16 protein-coding genes are annotated in these 13323 nt (G+C 37.3%); all 16 read left to right on the plus strand.

The genetic code is table 11. The features are described from left to right. Nucleotides 1-19 precede the first annotated feature (19 nt). Genes IQ10_RS13230 through IQ10_RS13305 form a run of 16 tightly spaced genes read left to right on the plus strand, consistent with a single transcriptional unit; the run spans nucleotide 20 to nucleotide 13311 of the window. Nucleotides 20-382 (plus strand): response regulator, encoded by a 363-nt coding sequence (locus IQ10_RS13230; protein WP_144450971.1) that lies wholly within the window; start codon nucleotides 20-22, stop codon nucleotides 380-382. A gap of 35 nt (nucleotides 383-417) precedes the next feature. Further along, on the plus strand, nucleotides 418-1146 hold the full coding sequence (locus IQ10_RS13235; protein WP_144450972.1) for a flagellar biosynthetic protein FliO: 729 nt from the start codon (nucleotides 418-420) through the stop codon (nucleotides 1144-1146). Between the two features lie 11 nt (nucleotides 1147-1157). Next, the gene (gene fliP, locus IQ10_RS13240) at nucleotides 1158-1853 is read left to right on the plus strand and encodes a flagellar type III secretion system pore protein FliP (RefSeq protein ID WP_144451067.1); all 696 of its coding nucleotides are present in this window, start codon (nucleotides 1158-1160) and stop codon (nucleotides 1851-1853) included. 52 nt (nucleotides 1854-1905) lie between these two features. Continuing rightward, complete coding sequence (fliQ, locus tag IQ10_RS13245) at nucleotides 1906-2175, plus strand: flagellar biosynthesis protein FliQ (protein WP_144450973.1); 270 nt, start codon at nucleotides 1906-1908, stop codon at nucleotides 2173-2175. Continuing rightward, nucleotides 2175-2951 (plus strand): flagellar biosynthetic protein FliR, encoded by a 777-nt coding sequence (gene fliR, locus IQ10_RS13250; RefSeq protein ID WP_144450974.1) that lies wholly within the window; start codon nucleotides 2175-2177, stop codon nucleotides 2949-2951. Before fliQ ends, fliR begins: the two co-directional genes overlap by 1 nt. A 2-nt stretch (nucleotides 2952-2953) precedes the next feature. After that, nucleotides 2954-4042 (plus strand): flagellar biosynthesis protein FlhB, encoded by a 1089-nt coding sequence (gene flhB, locus IQ10_RS13255; protein WP_199757429.1) that lies wholly within the window; start codon nucleotides 2954-2956, stop codon nucleotides 4040-4042. Nucleotides 4043-4075: 33 nt separating this feature from the next. After that, a complete protein-coding gene (flhA, locus tag IQ10_RS13260; RefSeq protein ID WP_144450976.1) occupies nucleotides 4076-6112 on the plus strand; it encodes a flagellar biosynthesis protein FlhA in 2037 nt (678 codons plus the stop codon). Continuing rightward, on the plus strand, nucleotides 6109-7296 hold the full coding sequence (gene flhF / locus IQ10_RS13265) for a flagellar biosynthesis GTPase FlhF (RefSeq protein ID WP_144450977.1): 1188 nt from the start codon (nucleotides 6109-6111) through the stop codon (nucleotides 7294-7296). Before flhA ends, flhF begins: the two co-directional genes overlap by 4 nt. Further along, on the plus strand, nucleotides 7289-8149 hold the full coding sequence (locus IQ10_RS13270) for a MinD/ParA family protein (RefSeq protein WP_144450978.1): 861 nt from the start codon (nucleotides 7289-7291) through the stop codon (nucleotides 8147-8149). The genes flhF and IQ10_RS13270 overlap by 8 nt, the downstream gene beginning before the upstream one ends. 37 nt (nucleotides 8150-8186) lie before the next feature. Beyond that, complete coding sequence (locus IQ10_RS13275) at nucleotides 8187-9230, plus strand: protein-glutamate methylesterase/protein-glutamine glutaminase (RefSeq protein ID WP_144450979.1); 1044 nt, start codon at nucleotides 8187-8189, stop codon at nucleotides 9228-9230. Between the two features lie 27 nt (nucleotides 9231-9257). Then, nucleotides 9258-9896, plus strand: a complete 639-nt coding sequence (locus IQ10_RS13280) for a chemotaxis protein CheC (RefSeq protein WP_144450980.1) — start codon at nucleotides 9258-9260, stop codon at nucleotides 9894-9896. Further along, complete coding sequence (locus IQ10_RS13285) at nucleotides 9889-10377, plus strand: chemotaxis protein CheD (RefSeq protein WP_144450981.1); 489 nt, start codon at nucleotides 9889-9891, stop codon at nucleotides 10375-10377. The genes IQ10_RS13280 and IQ10_RS13285 overlap by 8 nt, the downstream gene beginning before the upstream one ends. 2 nt (nucleotides 10378-10379) lie before the next feature. After that, nucleotides 10380-10760 (plus strand): hypothetical protein, encoded by a 381-nt coding sequence (locus IQ10_RS13290; RefSeq protein WP_144450982.1) that lies wholly within the window; start codon nucleotides 10380-10382, stop codon nucleotides 10758-10760. A 19-nt stretch (nucleotides 10761-10779) separates the two neighbouring features. After that, complete coding sequence (locus IQ10_RS13295) at nucleotides 10780-11559, plus strand: FliA/WhiG family RNA polymerase sigma factor (RefSeq protein WP_144450983.1); 780 nt, start codon at nucleotides 10780-10782, stop codon at nucleotides 11557-11559. Nucleotides 11560-11589: 30 nt separating this feature from the next. Beyond that, the gene (locus IQ10_RS13300; protein WP_144450984.1) at nucleotides 11590-12969 is read left to right on the plus strand and encodes a flagellar assembly protein A; all 1380 of its coding nucleotides are present in this window, start codon (nucleotides 11590-11592) and stop codon (nucleotides 12967-12969) included. A gap of 33 nt (nucleotides 12970-13002) precedes the next feature. Next, complete coding sequence (locus IQ10_RS13305) at nucleotides 13003-13311, plus strand: hypothetical protein (protein ID WP_144450985.1); 309 nt, start codon at nucleotides 13003-13005, stop codon at nucleotides 13309-13311. Nucleotides 13312-13323: the final 12 nt, after the last annotated feature.

Raw genomic sequence — 13323 nt, forward strand, 5'->3', positions numbered from 1 at the left:
AAGGATAGGTGAATCATTAGTGTCAGCCAAAGTATTAATTGTTGATGATGCAGCATTTATGAGGATGATGATTAAAGATATACTCCAAAAAAATGGTTTTGAAGTCGTTGGTGAAGCAAATGATGGTGCACAAGCCGTACAATTGTATCAGGAATTATCTCCTGATCTTGTAACAATGGACATTACGATGCCAGAGAAGGATGGTATAGCGGCTTTAAAGGAAATCAGATCTTTTGATCCAAATGCAAAAGTAATCATGTGTTCTGCGATGGGGCAGCAGGCAATGGTCATTGATGCTATTCAAGCAGGAGCAAAAGATTTTATTGTCAAACCATTTCAAGCGGATCGTGTGCTAGAGGCGATTAAAAAAACGATTGGATAGATTCGTGAACGAGGAAGGAGAGGAGCGGTTCATCTATGAATAAAATAATTACTTTTGTCTTCTTGCTGCTCCTCCTAATAGGGTTTCCTTTACAATCAGTCTCGGCTGAAACGACTGATGAAAATAGAAGTGTTTTTGAATCGTTAGAAGAAGAAGCGCCTAATGAAGACTCACAAGAACATCATCAAGAATCGCCTGAAACAATAAGTGAGGAACAAAATGAGGCTGAGGATACACAAAATGAGGCAGCCGGAGAATCAGAGCCATTTGCAGAGCAAAATACAATTTGGATTTTTGTGCAAATGATTGCGGCTCTGGCATTTGTTGTTTTTCTTATTTATGCTTTGCTACGTTTTTTAAATAAACGGTCGCAAACTTATCGATCAACGCAAATGCTACAAAATATTGGCGGAGTTCCACTTGGGGCTAATCGTTCCGTTCAAATTGTAAAAGTCGGCGATCGTTTGTTAGTTGTCGGTGTTGGAGAAACGATTCAGTTGTTAAAGGAAATAGAAAATCGAGATGAAATTGATCAATTGCTTCAGCAAAAACAAGAGCAGATTGAGCAATTTGATCAACCGATTAATAAAATATTTGGCTTATTAAAAAATAAAGTTGGGAATAAAAAGTCACCTGTTCCATTTGAAAATCAATCAAGTCAGTCTAATAGCGATGCCTTTAAAGAGCTACTTTCAAAGCAGTTAAAGGATGTTTCGAAGTCTCAGCAAAAGCTGCATGATGCTGTAAGGGAGCGTGACAAGTAGTGCTAGATTCAATGATAATACCAGCTGTCACAAATATCCCTGGCATTGATTTTGGTAATTTTTTATCCGATGAACCCACTAATGTCGCTACGACCATTCAATTATTACTTGTCCTAACTGTTTTGTCATTAGCGCCATCGATTCTTATTCTCATGACAAGTTTTACAAGAATCGTGATTGTTCTATCATTTGTTAGACAAGGGTTAGCAACACAATCAATGCCCCCAAATCAGGTCTTAATTGGACTTGCACTCTTTTTAACCTTTTTCATTATGGCACCAGTCTTTGCTGAGGTGAACGAGCAAGCATTAACGCCCTTTTTAAATAATGAAATTGATCAAGCTGAAGCTTTTGATCTTGCAGCTGCTCCAATGAAGGAATTTATGGCAAAACATACACGTGAGAAAGACTTAGCTTTATTTATGGGTTATGCTGGTCTTGAACGCCCTGCATCTATGGAAGATATTCCGTTAACGGCTTTAATTCCAGCTTTTGTTATTAGTGAATTGAAAACAGCCTTTCAAATTGGTTTTCTCATTTTTATTCCGTTTTTAGTCATCGATATGATTGTAGCGAGTGTATTAATGTCAATGGGTATGATGATGCTACCGCCAGTTATGATTGCCTTGCCATTTAAAATTTTACTTTTTGTTCTCGTGGATGGTTGGTATTTAATCGTCCAATCATTGCTTCTCAGTTTTAATTAAAGAAGCAGTTTATGATCTTAGATTGAACATGTGTTAAAAGGTTGGTGTTTACATGAGTTCTGAATTTGTAATAAGTATGGCTGAAAATGGTGTTTGGACGGTATTAGTCGTATCAGGACCATTATTAATCATCGCATTAGTACTTGGTTTAGTCGTTAGTATTTTCCAAGCGACAACACAAATCCAAGAGCAGACACTTGCCTTCATTCCAAAAATTGTTGGGGTACTTGCAGCTCTCATTATTTTTGGTCCTTGGATGCTTTCTCATATGACAAATTTTGCGTACCAAATTTTTAGCAATCTTCATCGGTACATTGGCTAATGAATGAATTTGTCAATTTACTCCCTGCATTCCTGCTTGTATTTGTAAGGGTACTTGCCTTTTTTACGGTTCTACCGATCTATTCGCATCGTTCGATTCCAACTAGGCATAAGATTGGACTTGCCCTCATGCTTGCATGGATTATGGTTTTTACGCTAGAAGAACCTGTTTTAGTTATTGATGCGACCTATTATTTACTAATAATAAAAGAAATTCTTGTAGGGTTAATGGTTGGTTTAATTGCAATGATGCTTTTATACGCCATTCAAGTTGCTGGTGGCTTCATTGATTATAGCATGGGCTTTATGATTGCGAATGTTGTTGATCCACAAACAGGCGCACAAAGCCCACTTACGGGTGGGTATTTATATACATTTGCGTTACTCTTTTTATTACTTGTTAATGGACATCATTTATTATTGGATGGAATTTATTACAGCTATCAATTTGTGCCAATGGATCAAGTTTTTCTTCCGTTTGGTCAGGAGAACATTGTTCAATATGCAGCAAAAACATTCAATAGCATGTTTATTATAGCTTTTCAAATGGCTTTTCCAATTGTCGGTTCACTTTTTTTAGTGGATGTAGGACTTGGAATGGTATCAAGAGCTGTTCCGCAAATGAATGTGTTTGTCGTGGGTATGCCTTTAAAGATTCTTGTTGGACTTTTACTATTAATTGTTTTTATGGGTGTTTTCTTTATGGCTGTTCAGAGGTTATTTGATCAAGTCATTTTGGCAATGCGAACGTTGTTACAGTTGCTAGGAGGAGCGTAATCATGATCAAGCTAAGAGTCAATCTTCAATTTTTTGCTGAAGAGAAGACGGAGAAAGCAACCCCGAAAAAGCGACAAGAGCAAAGGAAAAAAGGACAAGTTGCCAAAAGTACAGATATTAATACGGCAATTATTCTTCTATTGGTCTTTTTATTTTTATGGGTATTTGGTGGAATGCTTGGACAAACAATGTATGACATGTTGAGACACACGTTCACACATTATCTACTAATAGATGTGACAGAAGCTAATTTTACAGATATGTTTTTTGAAATTGTGATGGAATCAGCGATGGTGCTACTTCCGATTATGCTCATTGCAATGATTGCAGGAGTCGCTGCAAGTTTTGCTCAGGTGGGTGCGCTCTTTGCACCTGAAGCGGTTCAAATGAAGTTATCGAAGCTTGATCCAATTCAGGGTGCCAAGCGGATTTTTTCTGTTCGTGCATTAGTTGAGTTGCTAAAATCTTTACTTAAAATTTCATTTGCGGGTACTGTAGTTTTTGTTATTATTTGGACCCATTTAGAAGACGTGATGTTACTCTCACAAAAGAGTGTTGCAGACGGGTTTTATTTAATTGCTAGAATGACAGCAACACTTGGTATTGCCGTTGCCATTCTCCTTCTTATTTTGGCAATTCCCGATTATATTTACCAAAGATATGATCATGAAAAACAAATGAGAATGTCAAAACAAGACATTAAAAATGAGCATAAAAACATGGAAGGCGATCCGAAAATTAAATCAAAACGGAAGCAAAAACAAATGGAAATGGCTATGCAGCGTATGATGCAGGAAGTTCCAAAAGCAGATGTTGTTATTACCAACCCAACACACTTTGCCGTTGCACTGCGCTATGATGAAGAAAAAGCAGATGCGCCGATTGTAGTAGCAAAAGGCGTGGATTTTATGGCTCAGAAAATTAAAGGTATTGCGGCTGACAATGAAGTCGTAACCGTTGAAAATAGACCATTGGCGCGAGCGCTGTATGACCAGGCTGATATTGGTCAGCAAGTACCTGAGGATTTATTTAAAGCTGTTGCTGAGGTACTTGCGTTTGTCTATCGCTTAAAAAATAAGCAAGTTAACTAGTCGAAATTCAATTGATGTTAGGGGAGAAATTTTGTGGGAGCAAGAGACCTATCCGTATTATTAGGTGTTATTTTAATTGTCGCCATGCTCATCATACCGTTACCACCTGCGATGTTGGATTTCTTAATTATGATCAACATCTCTCTTGCTCTTATTATTATTTTAGTTGCAATGAATACTCGAGAACCTCTTGAATTCTCAATTTTCCCAACGTTACTCTTACTTGTAACGCTATTTCGGTTAGGGTTGAACGTATCGACGACTCGTTCTATTTTAGGAGAAGGTGAAGCTGGGAATATCATCGATACATTTGGTAACTTTGTTGTCGGCGGGAATGCACTAGTTGGTTTTGTAGTGTTCCTTATCTTAATAGTCATTCAGTTTATGGTTATTACAAAAGGGGCCGAGCGTGTATCTGAGGTTGGTGCTCGTTTTACATTAGATGCTATGCCAGGGAAACAAATGAGTATTGATGCTGATTTAAATGCTGGAATGATTTCTGATGTTGAGGCTAAAGAACGTCGTGAAAAAATTGAACGTGAGGCTGATTTCTTTGGTTCGATGGATGGTGCGAGTAAGTTTGTTAAAGGGGACGCAATAGCGGGTATTATTATTGTTATCATTAACCTTATTTTTGGTATTATCATTGGAATGCTACAAATGGGTATGAGCTTAGGAGATTCTGTTACTATGTTCACATTATTAACGGTAGGGGATGGACTAGTCAGTCAAATTCCAGCTCTCCTAATCTCTACTGCAACGGGAATCATTGTCACTCGAGCAGCATCTTCAGGCAGTTTAGGGCAGGATATTACAAAACAACTTTTTGCTTACCCCAAAATGCTTTACATTGCTGGAGGAACGATTTTCTTATTAGGTTTATTTACACCGATTAGCTTTATCTTCACTGTTCCTATTGCTGGGTTACTTGTGGTAGGTGGATATATGTTATCCAAGCAGGAAAATAATACATTACTAGAAGAAGTTTCAGGAGAGGAAGAAGAACAATCAGATGACATGAAATCGCCTGAGAGCGTCGTCAATCTGTTGCAAATTGATCCAATTGAATTTGAGTTTGGATATGGGCTAATTCCACTAGCAGATGCGAATCAGGGTGGAGATTTATTAGACCGAGTTGTGATGATTCGTCGGCAAATGGCTCTAGAGCTCGGTATGATTGTTCCAGTTATTCGGATTCGCGATAATATTCAGCTTCAACCGAATGAATATACAATAAAAATAAAAGGAAATGAAATTGCAAAAGGTGAGCTTCTTCTCGATCATTATATGGCTATGAGCCCAGGTGTAGAAGATGAATCGATCGTTGGTATCGATACTATTGAGCCAGCTTTTGGCTTACCAGCTCTATGGATCGGAGAAGATATGAAGGAACAAGCTGAGCTTTCAGGCTACACAGTTGTTGATCCTCCTTCTGTCGTGTCAACTCATTTAACCGAAGTGATTAAGCGCCATGCGCATGAATTGCTTGGACGCCAAGAAACAAAACAATTGGTTGATCACTTGAAAGAAACATATCCTGCGCTTGTGGAAGAGGTAACACCTAATACCTTATCAACTGGGGAGATTCAAAAGGTGTTAACGAACTTGTTAAAAGAAAATATATCAATTCGTAACTTACCAATTATATTTGAGACACTTGCTGATTATGGACAGATGACGAAGGATATGGATTTAGTGACTGAATACGTACGTCAATCTTTATCTAGACAAATCTCAAAACAAATGACAACTCCTGGGGAGCCACTATATGTCATTACATTAAGTGGTAGTGTTGAAAAGAAAGTCGCTGAATCTGTCCAACAAACAGAACACGGCAACTTTATTTCAATGGATCCAAATCTGTCTCAACGGATTTTAGAATCAGCTGCTACGGAAACAGATCGTCTTTCTCAAATGGGTCAAGTGCCTGTTATTCTTTGTTCACCTGCTGTAAGAATGTATGTGAGACAAGTGTTTGAACGCTATTTGCCACACGTTCCAATCTTGTCATACAATGAACTTGAACCAAATGTTGAAGTGCAAAGTGTAGGGGTGGTGAACGTAGAATGAAGGTAAAGAAATTCACAGCGAAAACAATGCATGAAGCGATGAAGCTCATTCGATCTGAACTGGGTGATGACGCTGTTATTTTAAATTCAAAAGAGGTCGAAACAGGTGGATTCCTTGGTTTTTTTACAAAAAAACAATTAGAGGTTATTGCGGCAATTGATCCAGTTGCAAATCGTGTATCAATTCGTAACCAAAGAGAAGAGCAGAAACCAAGCGTTTCATCTCGTCAAGTACCACAAGTATCACATTCTCAAAAACGACAACCAGTCGATCAAACGATAAAACCAACAACTGATAGTTTACGAAATGAAATCAATCAATTAAAACAACTTATTCAAGGGTTAAGTGAAAAAAATGGGCTGTATGGGTCTGGGACACTCGAGTACCCAGAGCCCTTTCAGCAAATAGATGATCATTTGCGAGCTCAAGGTGTGACAGAATCGATTCGCTTAAATCTTATCAAGCACTTATTGAAAAACTGGTACGAGCAATCAGATCGTGAACGAAATGATAAGGAAATGAAGAAAGAGCTTTATCATTATTTAGATCAATTACTTGAGAATATTCCAATGGGTGGTCTTACGTTTGATAAGCAGATTGTGAATATTGTTGGACCTACAGGTGTAGGGAAAACAACGACGATTGCTAAAATTGCTGCTCATTGTGTTTTGAAAAAGCAAAAAAAAGTAGCGCTTGTCACAACAGATACATATCGAATAGCAGCAGTAGAGCAATTAAAAACGTATGCAAAAATTCTTAATATTCCTTTAGAGGTAGCCTATTCAATTGATGATTTTCAAAATGCTATTCATCAATTTAAGCAGTTTGATTTAATTATAGTTGATTCAGCAGGACGAAATTTTAGAAATCGCTTGTATGTTGAAGAATTATCAAAGGTTATTGATTTTGAGCATTATGCAGAAACATATTTAGTTTTGTCATTAACATCTAAATATGAAGATATGAAAGAAATTATCCACCAGTTTTCATTAATCCCAATCGAAAAAGTAATCCTTACTAAAAAAGATGAAACGAGTACGTACGGTGCTATGCTCAACATTCCTTTAGAATTAGGTAAAGGGGTTGCCTATGTGACAAACGGTCAAAATGTTCCTGATGACATGGTTGAAGCCGCGATTCCTTATCTAAAACAATGTGTACTTGAGGTGGACGATCATGAATGACCAAGCTGAGAATTTACGGCGTCTGGTTGAGCCCACAGAGACAACGGAAGCAAAAGTGATTGCAGTAGTCAGTGGTAAAGGTGGCGTAGGAAAGTCAAATGTTAGTTTGAACTTTGCCATTTCATTAGCGCAAAGAGGTAAGAAGGTTGCAGTATTAGATTTGGACATTGGAATGGCCAATTTAGATATTTTAATGGGATTAACACCTAATCATCACATTATGGATTTGTTAGATAGTCAAATGTCTATTTGGGACATCATTGAAAAAGGCCCATATGGAATTGCTTATATTGCTGGAGGTTCTGGTTTCTCTAAATTTGTTGAACTAGATGAAGAACGAATGCAACGCTTCTTTTCCCAGCTAGAAATGATCGGATCGCATTACGATTATATTATTTTAGATATGGGGGCAGGAGCGTCTAAAGGTAGTATTCAATTTGTTCTAGCTGCTGACGATGTTTTTGTTGTCACAACACCAGAACCGCCAGCAATGACAGATGCTTATGCTATGGTTAAATACATTTTTTTACAAGAAGAGGAAAAGCCGTTATATCTTATCGTCAATCGAGCCGAATCAGAGAAAGAAGGTAACCGAACGTTAGAGAGCTTTAAAAGAGTTGCGCAGCAATTTTTAAAAAAAGATTTATCTCTACTGGGCTTTATTCCTAGTGATAAGATTGTTCAAAAAGCTGTTAAAGCACAAACACCTTTTGTTGTAATGGACAAAGAGGCAAAGGCTAGTAAAGCGATGTTTCAACTTACTTCTTCTTATATAGGTGATAACCAGACCTCACCAACCAAATTTAAAAACTTTATCTCTAAAGTGAGGTTATTATTCAAAGAAAAAGTTTAAAAGAAGTAAGAATATCTATAGAAAGTTAGTGATAAACGTGGAGAGGAATATTCAAGTACTTGTCGTAGATGATTCTGCCTTTATGCGAAAAGTGATCACTGATATGCTGAATTCTGATCCAAGGATCCACGTTATTGGAACAGCACGAAATGGAGAAGATGCTCTTTTAAAACAAAAACAATTACGACCTGATGTTATCACTTTAGATGTTGAGATGCCTGTGTTGAATGGTTTAGAAACGTTAAAAAAAATGATGAATGAAGATCCTTGTCCTGTTGTGATGATTAGTAGTACGACTAAGGAAGGAACGGAAAATACGTTAATAGCTATGGAGTACGGTGCTGTTGATTTTGTAGCAAAACCTTCAGGTGCGATTTCATTAGATCTTGATAAGGTTGAAAAGGAAATCATCGAAAAAGTAGTACTTGCAGCAAAGGCAAAGCTAAAACAAGCTACTCCAACAAAGCCAATCATCTCTAAATCATTGTATCAACCATTTGTAAAATCTCAGAAACAAAAAATTATTGCAATTGGTACTTCAACTGGTGGACCAAAAGCGTTAAAGGACGTCATTACTAAAGTTCCAGCCACAGTTTCAGCACCTATTCTAGTTGTGCAACACATGCCTGTTGGTTTTACGAAGTCTTTAGCTGACCGATTAAATTCTCTTTCTAGTATCACTGTTAAGGAAGCGAAGGATGGGGATTTACTCGAAAATGGCACTGCTTATATTGCCCCTGGAGGATATCACTTAGTATTACGACAGGTTGAGTCATCCTTTTTCATCAAAACTCATTTAGAAGAGCCTAGAAGAGGTCATCGTCCATCAGTAGACGTGATGTATGAATCACTTTCTACGATTTCAGATATTGAAACCATTGCTGTGATCATGACAGGGATGGGAGCAGATGGCACAGAAGGACTGATGAAACTAAAGCAAACGGCTTCTTGTTATGCAATTGCTGAATCCGAAGAATCATGCGTGGTTTTTGGGATGCCAAAAGCAGCAATCAAAACCAAATTAGTCGATGAAGTTGTCCATGTACAGGACATCGCTGAACGAATAAGTCGTCTTGTATAGAGAAGGGGTAGAGAGAGGGAGTCGACAATGGATTTTTTGCACAAGTTACGACCTTATCATCTTGATGTTTTAAAAGAAATAGGGAATATTGGAGCTGCTCATGCTGCTACTGCTTTATCAGAATTACTAAACAAACAAATTGATATGAGTGTACCAGATGTGCGGCTCGTTTCATTTCAAGATCTTCCTGAACAAGTCGGTGGAGCTGATACAGAGGTTGCTGCTATCTTTTTAAGAGTAGAAGGAGAAGCACCAGGAAGTATGTTTTTTATTTCAAAAATTGAAGATATGGAACAATTAGTCCGACATTTGACAAAAAACAAGTCCTTTCAACTAAAGCAACCACCATATGATGAGTTAGGACTCTCTGCTTTTCAAGAAGTTGGTAATATCTTAGCGGGTTCTTATTTATCTTCTTTTTCAGACTTCACTAAACTAATGCTACAACCGTCTGTACCAGGATTTAGTGTTGATATGACGGGGGCCATATTAAGTTACGGACTTATCCCACTTTCTGAAGTGGGCGATTATGCCATTGTCATTGATACAGAAATTAGAGAGTTAAATAGAGAAAAAGCTCATGTATCAGGTCATTTCTTTTATTTACCAGATCCAGATTCATTTGAGGTGATTTTTGCTGCATTAGGGGTGGAAACGAATGAATGAAGTCATAAAAGTAGGAATGGCTGATTTAAATGTTGTTACTCCTCCAGATACGATTCGAACCTCAGGACTCGGATCTTGCGTCGGCGTTATTTTATATGATGAAGTGACATTAATCTCTGGAATGGCCCATGTGATGCTTCCAAGCTCTGCTCTTTGTAAGCAAGCTACTCCTAATCCTGCTAAATACGCTGATACGGCGATCCCTGCATTAATTAAAAAATTAGAAAGTAAAGGTGCAAAAATATTTTCACTAAAAGCAAAGCTTGCTGGCGGAGCACAAATGTTTTCGTTTTCAACAGGTAATGACATGATGAGAATTGGACCTAGAAATGTAGAGGCTGTGAAGGAAAAGCTTAATGAGCTTCGTATTCCGATATTAGCGGAAGACGTTGGTGGAAAGAGTGGGCGAACAATTGAATTTAACCCATTATCGAAGAAGCTGCAAATACGCACAGTGAACCAAGGAACAAAGGAGATATAAAAGTGTTTCGCTCAATCTATATTCATTTTTTGTTTGCAGTAGTGTTAAGTCTTATCGTTTTCTTCTCCTCTCATTCAACTAATTTAGTGAACACGTCTCTCACCCGTGCTTGTATAGCTTTTGTTGTCGGTTGGATAATTGCCTATGTTTTTCGTTATATTTGGAAGTTAGCTTCTGCTAATGCGGATACATTATTAAATGAAACTCAGTCTAATGACTCGAACGAAACGGAAGTATATGATTCTAACGTAGATAGTAATAAAAATGAAACAGAAGTAAATAATTCCAATGTAAATAGCAATAAAGAAAAAGCAGAAGCAAATCGTGAATTTGAAGCAGAGGAAATCTCACGTGTTGTGAAAGAAATGATGCGATCCGATTGAAAGTGAAGGAGGTACGGGTATGGCCCACGTTACATCAGAAGCTGACAAAAAGTTGTGGGATATGTGGCTAAAAGATCGAAGTGATGATGCATGTAACGAATTAATTCGACGTTACATGCCACTTGTGAATTACCATGTTCAACGAATTGCTGTAGGGTTGCCACGTAGTGTTCAAAAAGATGATCTGACTAGCCATGGTTTAATAGGATTATATGATGCACTAGAAAAATTCAATCCCGAACGAGATTTGAAGTTTGATACGTATGCTTCATTTCGCGTCAGAGGAGCCATTATTGATGGCCTCAGAAAAGAAGATTGGCTTCCTAGGACGATGAGAGAAAAAATAAAAAAGGTAGAGGCAGTTACAGAAATGCTTGAACAGCGTCATGGTCGATATGTAACAAGTGAAGAAGTAGCAAAAGAACTAGAAATGGATAGTGATGATGTTGCACAAATTATGACAGAGCAATTTGTAGCGAATTTATTATCAATTGATGAAAAAACAAATGAAACGGATCGAAATGAAACATTTACGGCTACTTTAGAAGATAAACAATCAAAAACGCCTGAACAACTTATATTTGAACAAGCAACGAAACAGGAACTTGCTAAGATGATTCAAGATTTATCCGAAAAAGAACAGATTGTGATTAGTCTTTTTTATTATGAAGAAATGACATTAACCGAAATTGGTCAAATTCTTAACCTTTCAACTTCACGTATTTCACAAATTCATTCTAAATCTATTTTTCGACTTCAACAAGCAATGAAACAACATAAGGATTATTTATTACGTTAAATTAATTGAACAGGTAAGGAATTGGTATCTATGATCGACTTAGAGAAGTTCTATGAGATAAAAGTATCCAATGATAAAATGGAAGCATTCATTATTCGGCATTCAAAATTAACTGATGATGATAGTTTGTCAAAAGAAGAGATTGAGCAATTTATCAAGGAACACGGTATTATTTACGGTCTTGATCATGATGTTGTGACAAAAATCTTATTAGAAGATAGAGAATTAGGTACAAATATTTTATTGGCAGTTGGCAAACCACCTGAAAACGGTAAAGATGCTTATTTAGAGCCGATTGTTTTTCAAGAACAAAATAGAGATTTAAACGCTGTCCAAATAAATTTGAAAAACTTTTTTGACATTCCTACAGTTCGAATTGACGATAAAATCGGTACAAAAATAGCTGCAACGCCTGGATTTGTGGGTTTTAATGTATTTGGAGAAGAGGTTGCCACTAAACCTGGAAAAGATTTTAAGCTTCGAAAAGGGGAGAATACCCGTATCAATGAAAAAGAGCAGGCCATATATTCTTTAATAGATGGGCAGATAACTATAGATAAACATACTATTCATGTCTTTCCAACGTATGAAGTACAGGGTGATTTAAGTTTAAAAACTGGAAATATTGACTTCGTTGGTAACGTTATCATTAACGGCAATGTACCAACTGGTTTTGAAATCGAAGCAGGCGGTGATATTCGCGTATCTGGGACTGTCGAAGCGGCACGACTGAAAGCAGGCGGATCAATTTATATCGGGGCTGGTGTTGTTGGACAAAATAAAGGTCATATTGAAGCTAGTGGAGATTTGCAGACGACGTTTATAAATGAAGGTTATGTCGAAGTAGGTGGTCATATTGCAGTTACACAAGCTATTCTACATAGTACATGCATGTCTGGAGGACAAGTCATTTGTAAACGTGGTAAAGGACTTATTGTAGGTGGAGCTATTTCGGCTGTTACAAGTATTGAAGCAAATGAAATTGGCAATGATATGCACACGAAAACATCGCTTTTTATTGGTGTTCATGAGAAAATATTAATACAGCAAAAGCAAATAGAAGAGGACCTTCAAAAAGCTCAAGATGATTTTATGAATCTAGCTAAGTTATTAAAATTGTATATCGAAAAAGAAAAAGAGAGTGGCCCTTTAGTTGGCCGAGATAAATTTTCCAAACTTAGAGTCCAACATTCATTCCAACAAACAAAACAAACGATTGATGAATTGACAGAAAACCTTGGTGATTTCAAAGAGCAAGCTGAATTAGGAGATGGTTTTATTCGTGTGGAAAGAATGCTTTTTCCAAATGTAAATGTTCATTTTGGGAAATATCGCCGAAACATACAAAAGATTTATCGTCAACCGCGTATATCATTTATAGACGGTGAAATTAATATTTCCATTTTGTAAGATTAGGGTTGTGTTTTGAAGGAGGAATTGATCATGAGTGTGCGACCAATTGAAGTACAAGGTTCTTTTCCCCAATCGCAAAAAACGGGGAAAATTCAAGAACAAATGCAACAACGAGGACAGGTGAGTCAAGATATCATTGCCAAAGAGCAAAAAGAAGCATCACAGCTTAAACGTATGCAAGTAAACGAGTCATCTGAATCTGAACAAACGCGTTTTCATCAAGATCAACAGAAAGATCACCAAGGTGGTCACCACGAGCGTGAAAAACAGGAAAGAGAAAAAGTGGAAACCCAAGCGGACCATCCTTATAAAGGAAAGTTTATTGACTTCTCTGGTTGAGAAAGGACGAAT

The sequence above is a fragment of the Halalkalibacter nanhaiisediminis genome (genome assembly GCF_007830185.1).
GTDB lineage: Bacteria > Bacillota > Bacilli > Bacillales > Bacillaceae_D > Halalkalibacter > Halalkalibacter nanhaiisediminis.

Coding starts and splice junctions, on each gene's coding strand:
- IQ10_RS13235 (WP_144450972.1), top strand. CDS start 418: ATGAATAAAATAATTACTTTTGTCTTCTTGCTGCTCCTCCTAATAGGG.
- fliP (WP_144451067.1), top strand. CDS start 1,158: ATGATAATACCAGCTGTCACAAATATCCCTGGCATTGATTTTGGTAAT.
- fliQ (WP_144450973.1), top strand. CDS start 1,906: ATGAGTTCTGAATTTGTAATAAGTATGGCTGAAAATGGTGTTTGGACG.
- fliR (WP_144450974.1), top strand. CDS start 2,175: ATGAATGAATTTGTCAATTTACTCCCTGCATTCCTGCTTGTATTTGTA.
- flhB (WP_199757429.1), top strand. CDS start 2,954: ATGATCAAGCTAAGAGTCAATCTTCAATTTTTTGCTGAAGAGAAGACG.
- flhF (WP_144450977.1), top strand. CDS start 6,109: ATGAAGGTAAAGAAATTCACAGCGAAAACAATGCATGAAGCGATGAAG.
- IQ10_RS13270 (WP_144450978.1), top strand. CDS start 7,289: ATGAATGACCAAGCTGAGAATTTACGGCGTCTGGTTGAGCCCACAGAG.
- IQ10_RS13280 (WP_144450980.1), top strand. CDS start 9,258: ATGGATTTTTTGCACAAGTTACGACCTTATCATCTTGATGTTTTAAAA.
- IQ10_RS13285 (WP_144450981.1), top strand. CDS start 9,889: ATGAATGAAGTCATAAAAGTAGGAATGGCTGATTTAAATGTTGTTACT.
- IQ10_RS13295 (WP_144450983.1), top strand. CDS start 10,780: ATGGCCCACGTTACATCAGAAGCTGACAAAAAGTTGTGGGATATGTGG.
- IQ10_RS13300 (WP_144450984.1), top strand. CDS start 11,590: ATGATCGACTTAGAGAAGTTCTATGAGATAAAAGTATCCAATGATAAA.
- IQ10_RS13305 (WP_144450985.1), top strand. CDS start 13,003: ATGAGTGTGCGACCAATTGAAGTACAAGGTTCTTTTCCCCAATCGCAA.